Origin of the sequence: Rhodanobacter spathiphylli B39 (assembly GCF_000264295.1) — a bacterium.
Taxonomy (GTDB): Bacteria; Pseudomonadota; Gammaproteobacteria; order Xanthomonadales; family Rhodanobacteraceae; genus Rhodanobacter; species Rhodanobacter spathiphylli.
Map to the genome: position 1 here is coordinate 135,190 of NZ_AJXT01000048.1, position 22,368 is coordinate 157,557.

Consider the following 22,368-nt stretch of genomic DNA (forward strand, 5'->3'; position numbering starts at 1 on the left):
CGAAAGAGGCGGGCATTGCCCGCCTCTTTCCGCCGAGCCGCAACAAAAGCAGAACCGGCGGACAGTGTCCGCCCTGCGTGGCTTCCGTGCAGGGAAGCACCGGGCCGTCGGCGCGATTCACTCACCGCGCAGATCCTTTCCACTGAGTCGCAAATTTTTCTTCAGGTACTCGCGCACCGCCGCGTCCGGCGGCGCGGCTGCGACGCCGCCCAGGTGACGGTGCAACAGTCGTTCGGTGAGGTAGAACATCGCCTCCTTGGCCAGCGGGTTCTCGTTGGTGTGGCCAGCCTCGTCATCCACCAGCAGGCTGACGTCCCGCTCCAGCAGCTTCAGTTGCGCGGCGTACGCGAGCACGCCGCGGATCGCCACCCGGTGATCCTCGCCGCCGGCGATCAACAGCAGCGGACGCCGCATCCGTGCCGCGTTGGCCAGCGGCGACTGCGCATGCAGCCGTGCCATCGTGAGCGGGTCGCCCAGATCCAGCGACAGCGTGCGCAGCCAGGCTTCGAACGGGATGTAGCGGGAAAGGTTCAGCGCTTCATTGCTGCGCGACACCCAGCGCAGGTCCCAGCCGAAATCCGCCGGTGGCACGATCGCCACGCCCACCTTGAACAGCGCCGGCTGGAAGGTCACCCCGAGCAGGGTCGAATAGCCGCCGAACGAAGCGCCGGCGATGCCCACCCGCTGCGCGTCGCCGATGCCCTGCGCCAGCAGATGGCGCGTGCCTTCCACGATGTCCTGCTGCACCCGGCCGTCGCCGAAGTCGCCCCGCGCGGCGAACACGTAGTCGCGGCCGTAGCCGGTGGAGCCGCGGAACTGCGGCTGGAACACCGCGTAGCCGCGATTGACCAGGAACTGTCCGAAGCTGCCGTAATCCGGACGGTCGTGATTCCACGGACCGCCATGCGGCGTCACCACCAGCGGCAACGTGGCCGGGTCGGCACCCGGCGGCAGCAGCAGGAAGCCGTGCAGGCGCATGCCGTCGGAAGCCGTCCAGCTGAGCGGAATCTTGCGCGCCAGCGCCGCCCCGGGCAGCGGTTGCAGCGGCTTGCCGCTGCGCTGCTGCACCAGCGCGTCGTCGAGAAACGGCGTGAACCGACCCGATGACGGCTCGTAGAGATGCCAGCGCCCGGCCTGCAACGTAGGCCCGCGCTCGCCGACCAGCCAGGCGGCCTGCGCGCCGCGACCGACCTGGATGTCCAGATCGCGCTGCGGGAAGTGGCGGGCGATCGCCTCGACCGCCTGCTGCGTCTGGGTATCCAGCCCCCGCTGCGCCGACGTGCTGCTGCGCCAGCTGGCGATCAGCGGCTGGCCGTCGACGGGATCGAGCAGCAGCGCATCGAGGTCCGCTTCGCCCGCCGGATCGGTGAGCAGCGTGTGCAGCGTGCCTAGCGCATCCAGCCGCGCCAGGTCGAGCAGGTTGCCGCCGTGATCCGTGCGCAACAGCAGCTCGCCGTCCGGTGCGGTCACCGGCAACAGGTTGCAGCGTTGCAACCGCTGGCAGCGCAGCACCTCGTGCAGACTGCCGTTCGCGTCGACGCGATGGATCACCAGGTCCTCGTGCTCGACTCGTTCCAGGAAGGCCAGCCGACCCCGCGGATCGAACGCGAAGCCGGCCAGCTCATCGGCGTCCTCGTGCAGCAGGCTGCGCTTGCCGTGGATGTCCACGCGCAACAGGCGCCACGCCCTGGCCGATGCCGGCGACGCGGCGGGCACCTGCTCGCTGATGACGACTGCGGCGTCGCGCAGCGGATCGACGGCACGCAGCTCGCGCCGTTCGCCGCCACCCAGCGCGGTGACGATGCCGGAGCCGCCCTGGCCGACTGCCGCCAGCGCAAACAGCTGGCGCGGCGATTCCAGCAGCAGCCACCGGCTGTCACGCGACCAGTAAAGCTGGCGCGCCTCGGTGCGTGACAGCAGCTGCCGCGCGGTGCCCCCCGCGGTCGACTGCAACCACACGCTGCGCTGGTTGCCCTGCACGCGCAGCCAGGCGACGGATCGCCCGTCGGGCGACAGGCTCACGCTGTCGATCATCCGGTCGACCAGGAAGGCGCTGCGCGGGAAGCGCGGCGCCGGCGGGCGCGCCTGCTCGATGGCGACCGCGCGATGCAGGGCGGCAGCGTCTGCCGCGTCGTCGGCACGTAGCACTCCGCTCGCCAGCGCCAACACGAGGGCGCACGGCACCGCCCACCACTTCGGGAACGTGGACATGGATGTCTCCGGCTGTAGGCCCGTCATGCCGACGGGCCGCATATCAAGGGCCGCGTGGCGTTCGCCACGCGTGGTCATGCCGCGGCCTGCGCCGCGCGTGGTCAGGCGGTGGCGGGCCGCAGCCTACGTCGGTACGTCGCGTATTCGCCGGCCGGATACAGCAGCCACAGACTGGCCAGCGCCGGCAGTCCGACCACGGCGCAAGCCAGCAGCCAGGCCAGCCGCGCCGGGGTGGACAGGGCGCGTCGACGGCACAGCCAGATCGCCGCCAGCAGCGACAGCAGCATCAGGGCGCCGGCGAACAGCTGGACGCGGCGGGGAATCGGCGGTGGCGCGGTGACGTCCAGCGGGTCGACCACCGCGAACAGCCCCAGCGCCGCCACGCGCAGCGCGTACAGTGCCGGCGATGGCCACCATGCCTTGTAGCGGTACAGCGCGGGGTAGTCATAGCCGATCGCGCGATGGGCGACCTCGGTGACGTGGCCGGAGTCGTCCAGCCACAGCACGCTCTGGTACGGCGCCACGCCGGTGAGTTCGTGCGCGTAGGTGGTGAAGGAGAACGACACCAGGTAGCCGTCCACCAGCTCGATCAGATCGATGTCGCGCAGGTCGCCGCTGCGGCCGGGAATCGGCAGCCGCTGGCGCGGGCTCAGCAAGGCGTCGCCGGCGGCCGCGTCGCGGCCGTCGAAGAAATACAGCGCGCGATCGCTCAATACCACCAGGCTTTCGCCCACCGGCGTCACCCCGGCCAGGATTTCACTGGCGGGCAGGCGGATGCGCGGCAATGCCTGATGGCTGGCGCTGACGTAGTGATAAAGCGTGTTGCCGGCGATCAGGGCGCCATCGCCCCTGGGTAGCGCCGGCAGGCTGCCGGCCGCCTGCGCCGGTGCCGGGAACGCGGCATCGTCGGTGCCCACGCCAAGCTCGCCGAAACGCCGACCGTCGGTGAGGCGATAGCCTTCGAAGCGCATGCGATCGTGGCTGAACACCCAGCGCACGCGCAGCTCGTCGTCATCGAATTCCATCTGCGCCGCCGCGGCGTGGGTGAGCTCGTTGCGCACCGGCGTCGCTGCCAGCTGCGAGCCGATCGGCTGCACCTCGGACAGCGCCACCTGCTCGCGCCACAGCGGCGCCTGCGGCGCGCGGCTGACGGCCAGGCCAGCCAGCATGCGCTGCTGCGCCGTCATCCGCTCGGTTTCGTTGTGGCCACCGGGCGGCGGCACGCTCATGTTGTTCGGATGCGTGCCCTGCATGATCCACAGCATCTCCATGCCGAAGCCCAGCAACAAGGCCAGCAGATAGACACCCATCTGCAATGGCAAGGCGGTGATCACGGTGGCGGCGAGCGAACGCGGCGGCGCGCTGAGGTCGGGCTTGAACGCGACCAGCACCATCGCCGCCAGCCACAGCAGGGCCAGCGCCTGCACGATCAGCACCCGTGGACCGATGGCCTGGCTTACCGCCAGCAGCACCAGGAACACCAGCGCGCAAGTCGAGTGACGACGGCCGCCGAGCATGCAGTACGCGCCGGCCAGGTAACCGCAGGTGGCGATCAGCAGCGCGGCCAGCGGGAACAGCCAGTGGCGCAGATCGACCACGCGCGCCGTCATGCCTGCCTGGTAGCCGGCGATCAGCAGCACCGGCAAGGCGGCCGCCACCGCCAGCAGCACCGCTCCGGCACCGAGCAGCGACGCGGCGATGCGCCAGCCCGGCAGCGGCCGGTGCAGCAGGTTCAGCCAGGTGTTGGGACGCCGGTAGCTGCCCATCTGGTACAGCCCCAGCAGCAGGCCGGCGAGCACGTACACGCCACCGAACACGCGGTAGACCAGCAGCGGCTGCTGCGCCAGGTCGACCACCCGCGCCAGGAAGCCCAGTACCAGCAGGTGCAGCACGGCGCCGGCGATGGCCCAGCCGCGGAAGCGCAGCAGTTCGCCCTTGAAAAGATCACGCATGGTGTTCCCCTTGATGGTCAGGCCGCGGCCGGCACGGCGTGGTTCTTGGCCAGGAAGCCGTTGACCGCGCGATCCAGGCTCACCGGCATGCTCTGTACCGAGCGCGCGCCGCTGGCCTTCAGGAAATCGGCGAAGTCCTCGTCCTGGTCCAGCACCAGGTAATGGTGCAGGCCGTCGATGCGCTGCACCTGCAGCAGCCCGGGCACGCTGGCGGGCGCCGGCCCGGCGAACGGAATGTCCGCCACCCAGTGCATCACCCGCGCGCAGAAATCGTCGGGCGCCGACATGTTCATCAGGTGGCCGCGCTCCAGGATGATCAGGTTGTCGGCGACCCGCTCGACCTCCTCCATCTGGTGCGAGCAATAGATCACCGTGCACTGCCCGGCCGCGTTGGAATACAGCAGCGATTCGAGGAAGGCGCGCTTGGCCACCACGTCCAGGCCCAGCGTCGGCTCGTCCAGCACCAGCAGTTCGGGCCGTTGCGCCAAAGTCAGCGCCAGGTTGAAGCCGGCGCGCTCGCCGCGCGACAGCTGGCCCACCTTCTGCTCCGGCAGCACGTGGTAGTGGCCGATCACCTCATCGAACGCGCGCTGATCCCAGCGCGGGTAATGGTGGCGCTGCATCGCGGTCACCGCCGCCACGCGCATCCAGTTCGGCAGCGTGTGTTCCTCGTTGACGAAGCCGATCCGGCCGCGATCGGTCGGGGTCAGATGCTGGCTGTCGCGGCCGAGGATGCTGGCGCGGCCCGAGCTCGGCGGCAGGAAGCCGAGCAGGATGCGGAACAGCGTGGACTTGCCCGCGCCGTTCGCGCCCACGATGGCGTGGATGCGGCCGCTGGCGATGCGCAGGTCGAGATGGTCCAGCGCCAGCTTGGCGCCGTAGCGCTTGCACAGCGCCTCGGTCTGGATCACGTACTCGGAAGGTGTCGGCTCAGTCATGCTCGTCTCTCGTCTCTCGCCTCCGGATCAGGCGCGGGTTGCGGGGTCAGGCGGTTTTTTTTGGGGCGAGCACGCGCAGCGCGCGTTCCAGCCGGCTCAGCGCGCGTTCGGGCGGATAGTCCAGCGCGGCCACCTCGTGCACGAAACCCTGCACGGCTTCGTCCATGCGACGGTCGCGCTCGGCGTTGCTGAGCCGCTGGCGTGGCGTGGCCACGTACAGACCCAGGCCCTGGCGCGACTCCAGCCAGCCTTCGCCGGTGAGTTCGGCGTAAGCCTTGGCCACGGTGTTCGGGTTGATCGTCAGTTGCTGCGCCAGTCCGCGCACGCTGGGCAGCTGCGCGCCCACGGCGAGTTCGCCGGTGGCGATCTTCATGCGCACGCCGTCGACGATCTGCTTGCTGATCGGGCGTGGGTCGCCGGTGGCGATCTGGATCAGCAGGGCTTGGGTTCGGGCCATCAGGATCTCCGCTTGGCTGTACCTTCTGTACTGTGTGCATTAGTACAGTAGGCGCCAGCCAGCGGTCAAGCGGTTTCGCTGTCAGGCCCGCTGGGGGGTCAGTGGGGGGCGTCGATCAGCACGGTGGCCGGCAGCTCGCGGATGACAATCTCGCCATGCTGCCAGGGCCTGGGCGCGCCATTCACGCGTGCCGCACCGGCGGGACTGCCGGCATATGGCCAGCGCAGCACCAGCCCACCGGGAGGCATCGCATTGCCGGCCGGCAGCGACAGCTCCAACTGCCTCTCGTGTTCGCGCAGGCGGTAGCCGAGTTCGCCATATGGCGTGCGCAGGTGCGCGATGCCGATGCCTTCGTCGCGCAGCCAGTCCGCGGGAATACCGTCGGCCAACACCAGGGCGCGATCACTGCGGCGTTCCCAGGCGAACATGTCGTACAGCGAGCGCAGGAAGTCCGAGGCGATCCAGGCGTGCGGCATGTCGCCGACGAAGCGCGGCTGGCGCGCGTCGTGACCGACCACCTCGGCCCACTGGTTCCACGCGGCAGGGCGGCGGTCGGCCATGAAGAAGGCGAGCAGTGGCGGAATCCGTTCGCGCCAGCCCAGTCGCACGAAGGCTGCCACGTTGCGCCACTCGTACGGGGTGTAGTCGTTCCACGCCTTGCCGCTGTCGCGGCGTGCAAGGAAGTCCTGCCAGTAGCGCTCGAAGGTCTGCCGCAGCAAGGCCGGCGGCAGCCATGCCTGCGCGCCGCCGGGCGACAGCGCGATGGTGGTGGAGGTGGCGTCGAAGTCGCCCAGCTCGGCGGCACCGGGGATGTAGTCGATGCGGTGTTCGTGCGTCGAGGCGAGGATCGATGCCTGCAGGTCGGCGCGGAACTCGTCGCGTGAAGCGGCGTAACGGGTCGCCGCGTCAGGCTTGCCCACCGCGTGGGCCAGTTCCACCGCATCGTCGTAGCCGCGCAGTGCCCAGAAGTCGTCCCAGTACGAATGCATCGGCTTGGCCGAGTAGCCCTCGTGGCTGATCGAGGCGGGCATCAGGCCGTACAGAGCGGTGCCGCGATTCGCCGGGGTGCGTTCGCTGGCGCGCAACGCGTCCACGTATGCCACCGTGCGTTCGATGTGCGGCCACAACCTCAGCAGCCCGGCGCGATCGTGGCCGTAACGCCACCACTCGGCGATCGCGAACAGCAGTTCGCCCGGGCTGTCGTTCTCCGGCACCGGATCGGCGCCGCGTGCATCGACGCAGCACGGCACCTTGCCGGTGCTGAACTGGTATGGCGCGTACCAATCCACAAACGCACCGACGACGTCGGCATGACCGCTGCGCAGCAGCGCCTCGCTCATCATCGCGCCGTCACGAATCCACGTGCGTGCGTACGAACGGGTGCCCGGTTGCAGCGCCGGCCCATCGCGCGACACCAGCATCTGTGCCTGGGCGCTGCGCGCCGTGTCGACCAGTGCCTGCTGCGCGGCGGGCAAATGCAGGCTCACGCGGTTGAGCTTTTCGCGCCAGTTGGCGGCCACTTCATCGCGTTGCCGCTGCAGCCACGGCAACGCATCGGCGAGCAGCGTGAACGGCTTGCCGTCGGCGGGCACAACCAGGCCGAGGTCGACACTGGCGTGCGCCGGCACGGTCAGCCGATACAGCAGCGCGCCCTGCGCATAGCCGCTGTCGTCGTACAGCGTGGTGATGCGCGGCCGTTCGCCGCGGGCCAGTCGCTGCGGCAAGCTGAGGTCGCCATGGCGGCTGCCGACAAACGCCGTGGGCGATTGCAGGGGCAGGACGCGCAACGCCCGGTTGACCTGCACGACATGGCCATCCCAGTGGAGGTCGTGGATCGGGCTGATGCCGCCGGGCGTGTTGAGGAACTGGGTCGGCGGATTGACCTGGAACGGTCGCAGCAGCAACGCCAGTGTGAGCGTGCGTGGTTGCGCACCGTCGTTGTGCAGGCGGTATTGCAGCAGCAGGTTCGAATGATCCGGCGTGCCGCTGGCGAAGGCGGTGGTGTCCAGCTGCACGCCGTCGGCCTGCCAGTGCACGGTGGGGATCGGCAGGTAGCAGTCCTGCAGGCTTTGCGTTGTCTGCACCGTGGCCCAGTCGATCAGCGTGTTGCCGTCCAGCAGCATCGGTTCGATCGACCAGCCGCCCTTGCGCACTTCCACCGCGCCATCTTCGGAGATCAGCGCCGATTGCCGCGCGCCGCCATCGACGCCGATCAGAGTCCAGTAGCTCTGCTCGCCGGAGAAGCCGCGTGGATAGATGCCGCGCGCCGCACGCCTGGCCTGCTGCATCAGCACGGCATTCGGGGTGAGGCTGGCCGGCGCCGGCTCGTCGGCAGGTGCCGGCGGCAATCGGGTCAGCCGGAGGTTGCCGACACAGAACTCGCCGCGCCCACCCTGCCCGGCATACAGCGTGAATTCCAGCGTCTGCGTCTGGCGCAGCGTGCGATCCTTTGCCGGCCCCCATGCCGAGTCGATATCGCGCTTGTTCGCGGTGATCGTCTGCCACGCATCGGTGGGCTGGAAGTGTTCGCGGCGGTACCACCATACGTTGTCGCCGCTGGCATCGATCAGTTTCAGTTGCAGATCGTTGGGCGGCATCGTGCCGCGCACGTCGAAGGAGAGCGCGTAGTTCGCGGGGAAGCTGATCGGCAGCGTCCGCCGCAGGGTGGGGCCGCCCGACACGCCGTTGAAATCGAAGTCCAGGCAGATCGCCTTGCCGTGCGGGCCGTTGGCCGGGCGCAGGGTGGCGTTGATGTCGTCGGTGGCGGTGGCCTGCCAGGCATCCGGTTGGGTGAAGTCATCCAACGTTCGCGACGTTGCCTCGGCATGCGCGAGGTGGCTGACAACCAGCAGGGCAAGCAGCACGAGACGGCAGTGGCGCATCTTCAACCCTTCACGCTGCCCAGCAGCAGTCCTTCGAGGTAGTAGCGCTGCAGCGACAGGAACAGCAGCAGCACCGGCAGCACAGTCACCACCGAGCCGGCCATCATCAATTCGCTGTCCTGCGAATGTTCGCGCGCCAGCGAGGCCAAGCCGATCGGCAGGGTGTAGTGCTCCTGTCCGGTCAGCACGATCAGTGGCCACATGAAATCGTTCCAGGCGGCGAGGAAGGTGAAGATCGCCAGCGTCACGACGATCGGTTTCAGCAATGGCAGCACGATCTGCACGAAGATGCGCCACTCGCCGGCGCCGTCGATCCGCGCCGCCTCCAGCAGCTCATCGGGAATGCCGCGCGCGTACTGGCGCACCAGGAAGATGCCGAACACGGTGGCCAGTGCCGGCACCACCACGCCGGCGTAGCTGTTCACCAGGCCCATGTGCTTCAGCAGCAGGAACAACGGCAGCATCGCCACTTGCGCCGGAATCACCAGCGCGCCGAGCAAGGCCTGGAACAGCCGCTCGCGGCCGGCGAAACGCAGCTTGGCGAACGCGTAGCCGGCCAGCAGGTTGCAGGCCAGCGACAGCACGGTGATGGTGCCGGCGACCAGCAGGCTGTTGAGCAGGTAACGGCCCATGCCGGCATGCACGAACAGTTCGCGGTAGTTGCCCCAGCTGGCATGGCGCGGCAGCAACGGCGGTGGCAGGGTGCTGGCGGCGCCGGGTGCCATGAACGATACCGACAGCATCCACAGCAGCGGGAACAGCGCGACGGCGGCCACGCCGATCAGCAGGCCGTTGACCAGTGCCTTGGCCAGTCGCGGGCTCAAGTTTCGTCTCCGCGTCGCGACAACTTCAGCATCAGCACGGTCACCGCGAACATGATCAGGAACAGCAGGAAGGCCACCGCCGAAGCCGAACCGAGATTCCACCACTTGAAGCCCTCGTCGTACATCAGGTACAGCACGCTGACCGTGCTTTGCAGCGGGCCGCCCTCGGTCATCACGTATGGCTCGGCGAACAACTGGAAGTAGCCGGACACGGTGAGGATGCCGACCATCAGCATGGTCGGCTTCAGCATCGGCAGGGTGATGTGGACGAACTGCCGCCACGGTGACGCACCGTCGATCCGTGCGGCCTCGTACAGGTCCGGCGGGATCGCCTGCAGACCGGCGAGGAAGATGATCATGTTGTAGCCGAAGTTTTTCCACGCCGCGAACGCGATGATCGTGGGCATCGCCCAGTGCGGATCACCGAGCCAGTCCACCGGATGGACGTCCAGAAGGCCAAGAAGGTAGTTCGCCATGCCGTACTTGGTGTTGAACAGATAGCGCCAGATCACCGCGGTGGCCACCACCGTGGTCACCACCGGCGCGAACAGCGCGGTGCGGAAGAACGGTTTGCAGCGCGCCAGCGGCGAGTTAAGCAGCATCGCCGCACCGAGCGAAGCACCCATCGACAGCGGCACGCCGACCGCGACGAAGTACAGCGTATGCCCCAGCGCCGACCAGAACAGCGGACGCTGCAGCAGTTCCCGGTAATTGCCCAGCGCCACGAAGCGCAGGTTGCGGATGTCCGCCAGCGCGTAGAGATCGTAGTCGGTGAGGCTGAGCACCAGCGCGGCCAGCACCGGCAGCAGGAAGAACACGCCCAGCACCACCAGCGCCGGTGCGAGGAACAGCCACGCGGTGCGCTGCGGATTCATCGCGCAGGCTCCTCCGTGTGGCCGCCGTGATCGAGCACCCAGCGCCGCTTGGCCAGGATCGTGTCGGCGCGGCGATCCATCTCGGCCGCGGCCTGGTCGATCGTCAGCCGGCCGGCGATCGCCTCGGCGGCGACCAGCTGCATCTCGTTGGCGATGCGTTCCCACTCTGGTACCGCCGGCGTGGGCCTCACGTGTTCCAGTTGCTCGCGGAAGGCGCGCGCCTTGGGATCGTCGCGCAGCGCGCCGCCCGCCCACGAGCTGCGCCGTGGCGGCATGTCGCCGAGCAAGTCGTAGAACTGCTGCTGCACCGCCGGTTGCGACAGGTACTCGATCAGCTGCCAGGCCGCCTCCTTGTGCTGCGAGCGGCGGAAGATCACCAGGCTGGAACCGCCGGCCACGCCGATGCCGGCACCGTCCGGACCGGGCAGCGGCGCGGTGGCCCAGTCATCCTGCTGCGAAGCGGGCAGGCGCGAGCGGAACTCGCCGATGTTCCATGGGCCGGACAGGTAGAACGCGTACACGCCGCGGCCGAATTCCGTCCACGGGTTGCCCGCTTCCACATTGGTGATCGCCGGAGCCTGTTGCAGCCGGAAGGTGTCGACGTAGAAGGTCAGCGCGCGCTTGAAGCCGGCGCTTTCGAAGTTGCCGTAGCGGCCGCCGTCGCGCAGCAATGGCTCATCCTGCTGCAAGGCCAGCGACATCAGCTGCTCGTACTCGTTGGTCGGCAGCAGGATGCCGTAGTGGTGATGCGCGGGATCGCTCATTGCGGCGAGCTGTTGCCGCCACTGCGCCCAGGTGCGCGGCGGGGCATCGAAGCCGGCGGCCTTCAGCAAGTCGCGGCGATAGAACAGCAGCCGCGTGTCGACGTACCACGGCACGCCGTACAGCGTGCCGTCGATCACGTTGGTGGCCCAGATGCTGGCGAAGTAGTCGCGCGGCTGGATCACCCGCGAGCGGCCGACCCGCGCCTGCAAGGGCTCCAGCGCGTGCAATGCGGCCAGCTCGGGCAACCAGGTGTTGCCGAGCTGGCTGAGGTCCGGGGTGGAATCGCCGGCGAAGGCGGTAAGCAGCTTCTGGTGCGCGGCGGTCAGCGGCAGCTGCTGCACCCTGACGTGGACGTCCGGGTGGGCGCGTTCGAAGGCGGGCAGCAACTTGACGATGGCTTCGCCTTCGCGGCCGATCGTCCAGAACGTCAGTTCGTGGTTGTCCGGCGCTTGTGTGCAACTGCCCAGCAGGGCGCTGCAGCAGGCGATCGCCACCAGCCATGCGTGCCGCCACGGGCGCGCACGGCAGCTCATTTTTTCGACGCCTCGGCGGCCAGCCAGCCGCCTTGGAAGCCGGCGCGCTGGAGTCCCTTGCGGATGTACGGGTTCTTCTTCATCACGTTCCAGACGAAGTCGCTGCGCCAGTTCTCGATCATCAGCACGATCGGCCCCTGGTCGATGCCCAACTGCTCGCTGTCGACCCAGCCCATCGGCAGCACTTTGCCCGTGCGTAACTCCGTTTGCACGTGGAAGCTGGGATTGAAGGCGTCGACGAAGCCGTGCCGGTTGTAGATCGCGCTGCCGTACCGGCGCTTCATCTCCTCCAGCGCGGGAATCACCAGCTCGGGCGCGAACGCGATCGAGCCGGCGACCGCGGTGGGCACGAGGGTGCCATCGTCGACCAGGTAGCCCAGTCCGGCGCCCCGCGCCGTGTAGCCGTAGAACTGGCGCTTGCTCTTGCCGTCCATGACGATGCCGCCGGGACCGTTGCTGGCGGTGAGCCCCCACATGTTCGGGCCGTAGCCGGTCCAGCCGCCCGGGTTGGCGATCGCGTAGTTCCTCTGGGCGATCACCGCGCGGCGGCTGTTCTCGAAATAGTCGAGGTCGTGCTGGCGGTTCCAGGCATCGCGGATGCCGCGGAAGTCGATCCACACATGGCTGTACTGATGGCCGAACAACGGGCCGAAGTTCAGCAGTTGCTCGCCGTGGAAGCTGCCCCAGCTGCGGTCGTAGGTGCGGGTCCATGCCGTCCAGGCGTCGGCGTCCACCGGATGCGTGGGCGAGCCCAGCGCCAGCACGTAGACCAGCATCGCCTCGTTGTAGCCTTCCCAGTCGTGCGGGATGAACTTGCCGCCCGGCGTCCAGCCCATGCTGATCAGCGGCGCGCGCACCTGTGCCCAGGGCCAGTCGACCCGCCGGTAGATGCGGTCGGCCAGCGTGCGGATTTCCTGCTCGGCCGGCGTGCCGCGGTCGTAGTACGACTGCGCGAACAGCACGCCGCCCAGCAGCAGCGAGGTGTCGACCGTGGACACCTCGGTCCAGCGGGCGAAGCGCCGGCCGCTCTTCATGTCGAGGAAGTGGTAGAAGAAACCGTGGTAGCCGCTGTCGTCGTCCTCGCTGTCGCCCTGCGGCGCGGTGTCGAAGAAGCGCAGCGTGGCCAGCGTGCGCTCCACCGCCTGTTCACGGGTGATGTAGCCGCGCTCCACGCCCACGCCGTAGGCGGTCAGGCCGAAGCCGACCGCGGCGATGCTGGAGAAGGATTCGCCCGGATAGTGGTCGGGCACCAGGCCATTGGCCGGGTCCGCGCTGTCCCAGAAGAACTGGAAGGTGCGCTGTTCGAGGTCGTTGACCAGCGCCGGTACTTCGGGCGTGCTGGTGGTGGCGGGAGTGGGATCGGGTCGGGCCTGCCAGGCCGGGCTGGCGGGAGCTGCCAGCACCAGGGCCAGGCCGAGCAGGAGGGAGGCAAGCCATGCGGGCCGGTGGGGAAACGTCATGATCGGTCTGCCGTACTTGTGAGCGACGCCACCTGGACCCGCGGGTGGCGCGGGTTCAGGTGGACGTCCAGACGTCCGTTCTCACGAGGCGGACGGTTGAATCGGTAGTGCCTTGCCGCGAGCGGATCAGAACGTGTAACGGGCGCCGATCTGGAAGCGGCGGGTCTGGTTCGGGTCGGCACTGGTGGCGCGGCCGAAGTCCGGGTTCGGGTTCAGCGTGCCCCAGTTGTACTGGTTGTTGATGTAGCCGTTGTCGACGTCGCGGTTGAACACGTTCATCACGTCGAAGCGCAGCTCCAGCGCCTGGCTTTCGCCCCAGCGGAATTCCTTGGCGATCGACAGGTCGAGGTTGAGGTACTTCTGGCCGTACTTGCCGTTCTTGTAGAAGATGCAGTTGTAGTCGCAGCCCGGCACGTTGGCGAAGTAGTCCCAGGGCAGGCCCGAGCCATAGGTGAAGATGCCGGTCAGGCGGGTGTCCCACGGGCCGCGCACGATGCCGTTGAGCACCAGGTGCTGCTTCTCGCCCACGTTGTCGGCGAAGTAGCCCGCCGGATCGACATAGTCCAGCGAGTAGTTGTCGCCACCCTGCTGGCGCGCGCGCTGGTAGGTGTAAGCCAGGCCCACGCCCCAGCCGGACGCCTCGGTGTACGGCTTGTCGATGCTGACCAGCACGCTGCTGGACTGGGTCTTCTTGTCGGTGTTGTGCAGCACCACGCCGTACGGGCTGCCGGGCATCTGGTCGAGCACGAAACCCGGCTCCGGCAGGCGGTTCCAGATCCAGGTGAACTGGTCGTAGCCCAGCACGCGGGCCAGTGTCAGCGAGGCGGTCCAGTCACCCATCACCTGGCGCACGCCCAGACTGAACTGGTCGGTGTGCGGCGGCTTGGTGTTGTTGTTGATCACGTCGATTTCGGAACTGAAACCGGCCGAGCCGGATGCCAGCAGACCGTTGAGGCCGGCCGGCGTCAGGTAGCTCGGGTCCCATGCGATGGTGCCGGGAGTGACGCCGCCGGGGCTGAACAGGAAGGTGTAGTTCGGCACCAGCGAGTGCAGCTCCTCCTGGCTGATCCAGTCGAACGGCGTGCGGTCGTAGTAACGGCCGGCACCGCCGAAGATCGTGGTGCTCTGGTCGCCGTCCTTGCTGACGTCCAGCGAGAAGCCCAGGCGGGGCTGGATCGCGCCCTTGTAGCCGTCGCGGTTGTGGCCGTTGCTGATGTAGTTCTGCAGGCCCAGGTATTCCAGCGTGGGAATCTGCTCGGCCGGCGTCACGTAGTCCTTGTTGAGGGCATTGGTCTCGTAATCCCAGCGGATGCCCAGGTTCAACTGCAGGCGTTCGGTGATGTCCCAGTCATCCTGCACGTACAGGCCGAGCTGGTTGGTGTGCAGGTTGGCGCTGGCCCCGTTGGGCGCGTACACCGCCTTGTACGGCGAGTTGAAACCGCCGGGATAGGCCGCGTCCTCGCTGAAATAGTAGGTTGGCACGGTGGAGCTGTTCTGTTCCAGCGTGATGCCGTAGGCGGCGTACTTGATGCCCGCCTTGATCGTGTGGTCGGGCAGGCCGAACCAGGTGAAGTCGTCGCGGAAGGTACGCTGGTTCTGGCCCTTGTCCTGCAGGTCACCGCCGGCGCCGATCACCGCGATGCCGGGATCGTAGATGGCCCGCACCGTGCCGGATTCGGCCGAGGTGGGGTGCCATTTCGCCGTGCCCGCATCCAGCAGCAGGTCATTGGTGTAGCTGTCGCCGCGCTTCTGCCATTTCAGCAGCAGGTCGTCGACGTTGTTCTTGCGGTTGCTGCGCGCGCTGTAGGCGGTGGTGCCGCCGAAGCCGAGCTGTTCGCTGTCGCGGCGCGTGGTCAGGCTGAGGTCGACGTTGTTGTCGTGGTTCGGCTGCCAGCTCAACTTGCCGAAGAAGGTCTTCTCGTTGAACGGCGCCGAGAACGTGCCGTTGTACTGGGCGAAGCGCGGGTCGTTGATCTGCACCGTGTTGTTGGCGGTGTCCTTGCGCTCCTCGTAGTTGATGAAGAACTGCGCCACGTCCTTGATGATCGGTCCGCCCAGGGTGAAACCGCGCTGTTCGCGCTTGTACTCGGGTTTCTTGACGTGGTTTTTCTTGTCGAACGAGTTCTGCGCGATCATCGACGTGTTCTGGAAGTAGTCGTAGAGCGAACCGTGGAATTCGTTGGTACCCGACTTGGTCACCGCGGTGATGATCGCGGTGCCGGCCTGTTCGTACTCGGCCTTGTAGTTGTTGGTGAGTACCCGGAATTCCTGCACCGCCTCCTGCGAGAACGGGTTGCCGCGGGTGGAATCCTGGCCGGCGATGCCGCCCTTGAGCACGTTGTTCTTCAGGCTGGCGCCGTCGATGAAAACGTTTACATTCTCGGCCGATTGACCGCCCGACGAAAAGCTTTTCGAGTTGGGGTCGCGCGAGGTGGTCACGCCCGGCACCAGCTTGGCGAAATCCAGGAAGTTGCGCTCGTTCTGCGGCAGTTGCTGGATCTGCTTCTGGCTGATGTTGGTGGCCACTTCCGAGGTGCGCGTCTCGACCAGGGTGGTGGCGTTCACCGAAACGCCCTGCAGCTCGGTGGCATTGCTGGTGCTGGGTCCGGCCGCGGCGGCACCGGCGTCCAGGTTGAGGTTCAGCGCCTGGCCGACCTGCACCGTGACGGTGCGGCTGGCGCTGCTGCCGTTGCCGCTGGCCACGATGGTGTAGCTGCCCGGGCTCAGTCCGGCCAGGGTGTAGTTGCCGTCCGCACCGACCTTCGCCTTGCTGACGAAACCGTTGGCGGTATTGGTGGCCACCACCTCGGTGGGCATCGCGTCCTGCGGTGCGCTGACGTGCCCGCGCAGGATCGCCGTGCTGGTCTGGGCGTGCGCGCCCGGCAGCGCGAATGCGGTGACCAGCAGGCCGGCGAGCGCCAGCGAGATGTGCCTGGATAACGTACGTTGATTGACCATGACTGACCCTCTCCCGTAATCGTTGCAAGGTGGTGGAACGCTCTTCCGTCGTTGCCGTGCCGTTGTCTGCGGACCGTTACCGCGGCCCGCCTGGATTGCACCGACCCCTGCCCGGTGCGGTTTCTTCCGGCGCGATCCGGCGCCGGTATGTCGGTGTGTGTCAGCCCGAGGGCGCGGCGCTGGACGCCCGCACCACCAGCTCGGCGTCGACCCGTCGCCGGCTGCCCGCGCGCACGTCGTCCGGGTGGTCGAGCTGTTCGCCCAGCAGGGCCATCGCCTGCCCGCCCAGTTCCGCGATGTGCACCTGGATCGTGGTCAGCGGCGGTGTCACGTAGCGCGCCATCGGCACGTCGTCGAAGCCGCCCACGGCGATGTCCTGCGGAATGCGCAGGCCCGCCTCGCGCAGGGCCGCCAGGCAGCCGATCGCCATCATGTCGTTGGCGGCAAACACCGCATCCGGCCGCGGCCGCATCGCCAGCACCTGGTGGCCGGCGCGATACCCGGATTCTTCGCTGAAGTCCCCGCGCAGCATCATCATCGGACTGTCCGGTGCATGGCTGGCCAGCGATTCGCGATAGCCGAGTTCGCGCTGGGTGGCGTCGCGGTTGCCCGGAGGCCCCTGGATGAACACGATGCGCCGGCGACCCAGCGACAGCAGGTGTTCGACCATCAGCCGCGCGCCGCCGTCGTTGTCGACCGACAGGGCGCAGTAGTCGGCGCCGGACAGCCGGGTGTTGATCAGCACGGTGGGAAGATTCTGCGGCAGGTTCTGCCGCAGGAAGTCAGCATCGGCGTGGGGTGACATCAGCAGCAGGCCGTCGACCCGCCCCTGCATCGCGCGCAGGGCGGCGGCGGCCGCTTCCGCGTCATCGTGCGAGCTGGAGACCAGCAGGTGCAGGCCGCGCGATCGCGCCGCCAGGTCGATGCCGCGGATCAGTTCGGAAAAGAATTCGCCGTACAGATCCGGCAGCAGGGCGCCCACCGTGTTGGTGCGCCGGGTAATCAGCATGCGGGCGGCGGCATGCGGCACGTAGCGCAGGCGCTGGGCCGCCTCGAGAATGCGCTGGCCGGTCTCGGCGGTGACGCCACGGCCGCCATTCAGCGCGCGCGACACCGAGGCCACCGATACACCGGCCTCGCGCGCTACGTCTTTGATGGTTGCTGCTGGCATTGTCGACCCGATCCGCGAACAGGGAACCGCACTGCGGCGCCAACGTAAACGTTTTCATGGCCGATTGTAAAGCGCTTGTAAAACGAAACCTCTGCTGCGCCGCGGCAGGTCTGCCGCGCAGCGAAGCGTGCCTCCGGGCAGATCCCGTGGTGCCTGCCCGGCCCACCGATTTGCGCCCGGATGCCGTCGCCGCCCGTCGATTGGCACGATTGAAGCATGGTATTCGGCGGCTTGACGGTTCTGTGACCGGCGTCGTTATCGGCCCCCGCCTGACCGCTTGTTAAATTTTCAGTTTCGCCGTTAAATGCAGGTTAATCTTTGTGGACTCAGTCAACTGTATCCTCAAGTTATCGCGGTTACTCAACAAACGATAGGCAACTTGCTGTTTTTCCAGACCATGATGACTGCTGCCCTCACCCTGCTGCTTGTCTCCACCGTGCTGGTCGCCAGCGCCGTGCGCCATGTGCCGGCCGGCCAGGTTCACAGCCTGTATCGCCGCGGCAAGCTGGTGCGGGTGCTGCAGCAGGGGACGCATCTGGTGTTGCCGTTGTTCGATCGGGTCGCCCACAAGATCAACCTGGCCGGGCAGACGCTGCGGCTGGACGCGTCACAGGAGGATGCCGGCGAGGTGCGCGGTACCGTGTACTGGCAGGTGCTGGAGCCGGAGCGGGCGGACGCGGTGTTCGAGCAGGTCGACCAGCTGATCCGCCGCGGCGCCCGCGAAGCGCTGCGCAACGAGCCTGCCGCCGCCGACACCGATCGGCGCGACCTTGGCGCCCGCATGAAGCAGTCCTTGAACAGCGCGCTGCGCGAGCGCGGCATGATGGTGACGCGGGTCGAGTTGGACGCCGCCTGAACCACGTCATCCGGAACGGGGAGATCGCGCCAGGGCGTCCCAGAACGCTCGCGCCGCAGGGGATTTGCAGGTATTGAACCCGCTACGGCGGGTTTTTCTTTTGGCGGGGCTGGCAAGCGCGGCAGCGGCCGTCGATACTTTGCGGCCCCATGTGACGAGTGAACCGATGACCAGCCGCGACGCCCTGCAGGCACGACTCGAACAAGGCATCGCCGTGCTTGGCCTGTCGTTGCCGCCCGAGGCGGTGCCGCGCCTGCTCGACTACCAGGCCCTGCTGCAGCGCTGGAACGCGGCCTACAACCTCACCGCGGTGCGCGATGCGGACGAGATGATCACTCGCCACCTGCTCGATTCGCTGGCGATCCTGCCGTACGTGCAAGGCCAGACCCTGGCCGATCTCGGCACCGGTCCGGGCCTGCCCGGCATCGTGCTGGCGATTGCCGCGCCCGGTCGGCAGATCCTGCTGGTGGATTCCAACGGCAAGAAGGTGCGCTTCCTGCGCGAGGCGATCCGCTCGCTGAAACTGGAAGGGGTTCGTGCCGAACAGTCGCGGGTGGAAGACGTCGAAGGCCAGTTCGACTGCGTCACCGCCCGGGCGTTTGCCAGCCTCGCCGACATGCTGGGCTGGGGTGGTCATCTGCTGGCCCCGGACGGAATCTGGCTGGCGATGAAAGGCAAGCGGCCGGATGACGAGCTGCCGGGCATTCCGCCGGGCTTCGCGCTGCGCAGCACGCACGAGTTGACGGTGCCGGGCCTGCCGGCCGAACGCCACCTGCTGGTGCTCGGCCGCACGGGGTGAGCGATGTTCCTTCCCCTGCGGGGCAGGGGAAGCGAAAGCTTCCGATGGGTCAGTCGTCCAGCACGGCGCCGTTGCTCTCGATCACCCGGGCATACAGTTTCGCGGTGGCCTTGGGTGTGCGCTGCTGGGTGGCGAAGTCGACGTGGTACAGCCCGAAACGCTTGGAGAAGCCCAGCGACCACTCCAGGTTGTCCAGCAGCGACCACGCGTAATAGCCCTTGAGGTTCACTCCGGCCCCGATCGCCTTGTGCAGCGCCTTGAGGTGCTTGCGCAGGTAGTTCGTGCGCAGCGGGTCGTCCAGCTCGCCGTTCTCGGCCACCGGCGGGTCGTAGAACGCCGAACCGTTCTCGGTGATGTACAGCGGGATGTCGCCGTAGCGATCCTTGAACCAGGTCAGCGTGTCGGTCAGGCCCTGCTCGAACACCTCCCAGCCGGTCTCGGTATAGGTCTTGTTCGGCTGGCGCACCGGCACCGCCTTCAGCGGATAGGCGTTCGCATCGTGTTTCACCACGGCGCGGGTGTAGTAGTTGATGCCGACGAAGTCGACCTTCTGGTTCGTCAGCTTGAAATCGTCTTCGGGAAAGTCCGGCCAGGCCTCGCCGAAGATCTCCTTCAACTCGGGCGGGTAGCTGCCCAGCAGGGCGGGGTCGGCGAATTGCTCGTTCATGTAGGCATGCGCGCGGCGGGTGGCGGCCAGATCCTCGGCGCTGTCGCTGTGCGGGTATTTCGGCTCGATGTTGAACACCACGCCGATCTCGTGCCTGCCATGGGCGCGATAGGCCTGGATGCCGGCGCCGCTGGCACGCATCAGGTTGTGCGCGGCGATCGGCGCCTCGTACTTGCTGCGATGGCCCGGCGCCAGCGCGCCGTGCAGGTAGCCGCCGTCGGTGACCACCCAGGGTTCGTTGAGCGTGGCCCAGCGCGGCACGCGGTCGTCCAGCGCCTTGAACATCACCTCGGCGTACTCGGCGAACCAGTGCGCGATGTCGCGGTTGAGCCAGCCGCCGCGATCGTCCAGCGCCGCCGGCAGGTCCCAATGGAACAGCGTGGCGTTCGGCACGATGCCGTTTTCCAGCAATTCGTCGACCAGCCGCGAGTAGAAATCCAGCCCCTGCGGATTGACCCGGCCGATCCCCTCGGGCAGCACCCGCGCCCAGTTGATGCTGAAGCGGTAGCCCTGCAGGCCCAGCGCCTTCATCAACTGCACGTCGCCCTTGTAGCGGCGGTAGTGGTCGCAGGCGACGTCGCCGGTGTCGCCGTTCACCATCATCCCCGGCGTGTGGGCGAAGCGCTGCCAGATGCTGGGGCCGGCGCCATCGGCCAGCGGCGAACCCTCGATCTGGTAGGCCGATGTGGCGGCACCCCAGTGGAAGCCGTCGGGAAAGCGGAAACTGGGGCGTGTCATCGGGATTCCTGCAATCAAAGTGCTTGATGTAAACGATTACATGGGCAGAATAGCCGAATGTTTCGCCGCTGTGCACGCCTGGGCATGCCGTGGCCGAACCGATGAAGATTCACACCGATGACGATGCGGCCATCGTGGCCACCCCCCGCGGAGATGCCGATGGCCACCGTACGCCTGGATCAGTTGCGCAAGGTCTACCCCAACGGCCACGTCGGCGTGGCGGGCGCCAGTTTCGATATCGCCGACGGCGAACTGCTGGTGCTGGTGGGGCCGTCCGGCTGCGGCAAGACCACCCTGCTCAGGATGATCGCCGGCCTGGAAACGATCAGCGACGGCACCCTGGCGATCGACGGCCGCGTGGTCAACGACGTGGCGCCCAAGGATCGCGACATCGCGATGGTGTTCCAGAACTACGCGCTGTACCCGCACATGACGGTGGCCGAGAACCTGGGCTTCGGCCTGAAGCTGCGCGGCCACGGGCAGGCCGACATCGACGGCCGCGTGGCGGCGGCGGCGAAGACGCTGGAGCTGGAAGATCGGCTGGCCTCGCGCCCCGGCGCGCTGTCCGGCGGCCAGCGCCAGCGCGTGGCGCTGGGCCGGGCGCTGGTGCGCGATCCCAAGGTGTTCCTGCTGGACGAGCCGCTGTCCAACCTCGACGCCAAGCTGCGCCTGTCGATGCGGGTGGAGATCGCCCGGCTGCATCGCCAGCTCAAGGCCACCATGGTCTACGTCACCCACGACCAGATCGAGGCGATGACCCTGGGCCAGCGCATCGTGGTGCTCGATGGCGGGGTGATCCAGCAGATCGACACGCCGATGAACCTGTACGACAAGCCGGCCAACCTGTTCGTGGCCGGCTTCGTGGGCAGCCCGGCGATGAACCTGCTGCACGGCACCCTGCAGCGGCAGGACGGCTGGAAGCTGGTCACCGCGCAGGGCGACATCGCGCTGGGCGAACCGCCGCAGGCCTCCGCGTGGGAGCCGTGGCGCGATCGTGCGGTGGTGCTGGGCGTCCGCCCGGAGGACCTGCAGCCGCAGCCGTCCGGCGCGGCCGCCCCCGCCCTCACCGCGCAGCTTGAAGTGCTCGAACCGGTCGGCAACGAGGTCTTCCTCAACCTGCGCCACGGCAGCCAGCCGCTGGTCTCCCGGGTGGCGCCGCAAGCCCTGCCCGAGCCTGGCAACGCCGTGCCGTTGGGCCTGGCGCGCGAGCGGCTGCACCTGTTCGATGCGGCCAGCGGCCAGCGCGTCGTGCCGTGAACCGGCGGCCGGCCCGGCAGGCAAGCCGCGGCGGCAATGCTAATCTAGCCGTCCTTCGCGAACGGTAGCTATCCATCCATGGCCCGCATCATCGCTGTCGCCAACCAGAAAGGCGGTGTCGGCAAGACCACCACGGCCGTCAACCTCGCCGCGGCGCTGGCCGCGGCGAAGCGCAAGGTATTGCTGATCGATCTCGATCCGCAGGGCAATGCCACCATGGCCTCGGGCGTCAACAAGCGCGACATCCAGGCCAGCGGATGCGAGGTGCTGCTGGAGGAAGTGACCCTGGCCGCCGCGATCGTGCCCACCGATGCGCACTACGACCTGCTGCCGGGCAATGGCGACCTCACCGCGGCCGAGCTGAAGCTGATGGATGCGCTGGCGCGCGAGCATCGGCTGAAGGAACTGCTGGCCACGGTGACGGACAACTACCACACCATCCTGATCGACTGCCCGCCCTCGCTGAACCTGCTGACCCTCAACGCGCTGACCGCGGCCGATGGCGTGCTGATCCCGGTGCAGTGCGAATACTTCGCGCTGGAAGGCCTTTCCAGCCTGCTCGACACGGTCAAGGCGGTGCGCCACCGGCTGAACCCGAAGCTGGAGATCGAAGGCTTGCTGCGCACCATGTACGACGTGCGCAACAACCTCGGCAACGAGGTGTCGGCCCAGCTCACCCAGCATTTCGGCGACAAGGTGCTGCGTTCGATCATCCCCCGCAACGTGCGCCTGGCCGAGGCGCCCAGCCATGGCCAGCCGATCCATCTGTACGATCGCAGCTCGCGCGGCGCGATCGCCTACATCGGCCTGGCCGGCGAAGTGATCCGGCGCGAGCGCGGGCTGCCGCGGAACGTGGCGGCGGAGCCGGTCGAAGACATCGAGGTGGCGGCGCCGGCGCCGGCACACGACGACAGCGGTCCGACGCTCAAGGCGCCGGCCGCCAATCACCAGGAATGAGAGCCTGTTCGTGACCTTCAGACACCCCGCGTTGTCATCCCGTGGCTGTCAGGTGGCAGTGCGTGGTG

The 22,368-nt window shown here is 67.8% G+C and carries 16 protein-coding genes; 4 read left to right on the top strand and 12 right to left on the bottom strand.

What is annotated here, in order from left to right:
• Positions 1-117 precede the first annotated feature (117 nt).
• From UU7_RS17485 to UU7_RS15445, 11 genes are all read right to left on the bottom strand, one after another.
• A complete protein-coding gene (locus UU7_RS17485) occupies positions 118-2,211 on the bottom strand; it encodes a S9 family peptidase (RefSeq protein WP_007809898.1) in 2,094 nt (697 codons plus the stop codon).
• 101 nt (positions 2,212-2,312) lie between these two features.
• On the bottom strand, positions 2,313-4,163 hold the full coding sequence (locus tag UU7_RS15400) for a hypothetical protein (RefSeq protein ID WP_007809900.1): 1,851 nt from the start codon (positions 4,161-4,163) through the stop codon (positions 2,313-2,315).
• A gap of 17 nt (positions 4,164-4,180) precedes the next feature.
• Positions 4,181-5,101 carry an ABC transporter ATP-binding protein gene (locus UU7_RS15405; protein WP_007809903.1) on the bottom strand — a complete coding sequence of 307 codons (921 nt, stop codon included), beginning with the start codon at positions 5,099-5,101 and terminating at the stop codon, positions 4,181-4,183.
• A gap of 46 nt (positions 5,102-5,147) precedes the next feature.
• A complete protein-coding gene (locus tag UU7_RS15410; protein ID WP_007809904.1) occupies positions 5,148-5,558 on the bottom strand; it encodes a GntR family transcriptional regulator in 411 nt (136 codons plus the stop codon).
• A gap of 98 nt (positions 5,559-5,656) precedes the next feature.
• Positions 5,657-8,440 (bottom strand): hypothetical protein, encoded by a 2,784-nt coding sequence (locus tag UU7_RS15415; protein WP_040673563.1) that lies wholly within the window; start codon positions 8,438-8,440, stop codon positions 5,657-5,659.
• A gap of 2 nt (positions 8,441-8,442) precedes the next feature.
• Positions 8,443-9,264 carry a carbohydrate ABC transporter permease gene (locus UU7_RS15420; protein WP_007809906.1) on the bottom strand — a complete coding sequence of 274 codons (822 nt, stop codon included), beginning with the start codon at positions 9,262-9,264 and terminating at the stop codon, positions 8,443-8,445.
• On the bottom strand, positions 9,261-10,139 hold the full coding sequence (locus tag UU7_RS15425) for a carbohydrate ABC transporter permease (RefSeq protein WP_007809907.1): 879 nt from the start codon (positions 10,137-10,139) through the stop codon (positions 9,261-9,263). Before UU7_RS15425 ends, UU7_RS15420 begins: the two co-directional genes overlap by 4 nt.
• On the bottom strand, positions 10,136-11,437 hold the full coding sequence (locus tag UU7_RS15430) for a sugar ABC transporter substrate-binding protein (protein ID WP_007809908.1): 1,302 nt from the start codon (positions 11,435-11,437) through the stop codon (positions 10,136-10,138). The genes UU7_RS15425 and UU7_RS15430 overlap by 4 nt, the downstream gene beginning before the upstream one ends.
• Positions 11,434-12,897 carry a glucoamylase family protein gene (locus UU7_RS15435; protein ID WP_007809909.1) on the bottom strand — a complete coding sequence of 488 codons (1,464 nt, stop codon included), beginning with the start codon at positions 12,895-12,897 and terminating at the stop codon, positions 11,434-11,436. The genes UU7_RS15430 and UU7_RS15435 overlap by 4 nt, the downstream gene beginning before the upstream one ends.
• A gap of 126 nt (positions 12,898-13,023) precedes the next feature.
• Positions 13,024-15,855, bottom strand: a complete 2,832-nt coding sequence (locus tag UU7_RS15440; RefSeq protein ID WP_007809910.1) for a TonB-dependent receptor — start codon at positions 15,853-15,855, stop codon at positions 13,024-13,026.
• Between the two features lie 160 nt (positions 15,856-16,015).
• Positions 16,016-17,026, bottom strand: coding sequence for a LacI family DNA-binding transcriptional regulator (locus UU7_RS15445; protein WP_007809911.1), 1,011 nt, complete (start codon positions 17,024-17,026; stop codon positions 16,016-16,018).
• Positions 17,027-17,426: 400 nt separating this feature from the next.
• On the opposite strand from UU7_RS15445, the gene UU7_RS15450 reads away from it, so the two are divergent.
• Together UU7_RS15450 and rsmG are read left to right on the top strand one after the other, a co-directional pair.
• Positions 17,427-17,882, top strand: coding sequence for an SPFH domain-containing protein (locus tag UU7_RS15450; protein ID WP_040673581.1), 456 nt, complete (start codon positions 17,427-17,429; stop codon positions 17,880-17,882).
• Positions 17,883-18,048: 166 nt separating this feature from the next.
• Positions 18,049-18,681: a 16S rRNA (guanine(527)-N(7))-methyltransferase RsmG gene (gene rsmG, locus UU7_RS15455; RefSeq protein ID WP_007809913.1), complete on the top strand. Its 633-nt coding sequence runs from the start codon at positions 18,049-18,051 to the stop codon at positions 18,679-18,681.
• A gap of 49 nt (positions 18,682-18,730) precedes the next feature.
• On the opposite strand, the gene UU7_RS15460 is transcribed toward rsmG, so the two are convergent.
• Positions 18,731-20,086, bottom strand: coding sequence for a GH1 family beta-glucosidase (locus UU7_RS15460; RefSeq protein WP_007809915.1), 1,356 nt, complete (start codon positions 20,084-20,086; stop codon positions 18,731-18,733).
• A 159-nt stretch (positions 20,087-20,245) separates the two neighbouring features.
• Between UU7_RS15460 and UU7_RS15465 the strand changes: the two genes are divergently transcribed.
• Together UU7_RS15465 and UU7_RS15470 are read left to right on the top strand one after the other, a co-directional pair.
• Positions 20,246-21,343, top strand: coding sequence for an ABC transporter ATP-binding protein (locus UU7_RS15465; protein WP_007809916.1), 1,098 nt, complete (start codon positions 20,246-20,248; stop codon positions 21,341-21,343).
• A 78-nt stretch (positions 21,344-21,421) separates the two neighbouring features.
• The gene (locus UU7_RS15470) at positions 21,422-22,300 is read left to right on the top strand and encodes a ParA family protein (protein WP_007809918.1); all 879 of its coding nucleotides are present in this window, start codon (positions 21,422-21,424) and stop codon (positions 22,298-22,300) included.
• Positions 22,301-22,368: the final 68 nt, after the last annotated feature.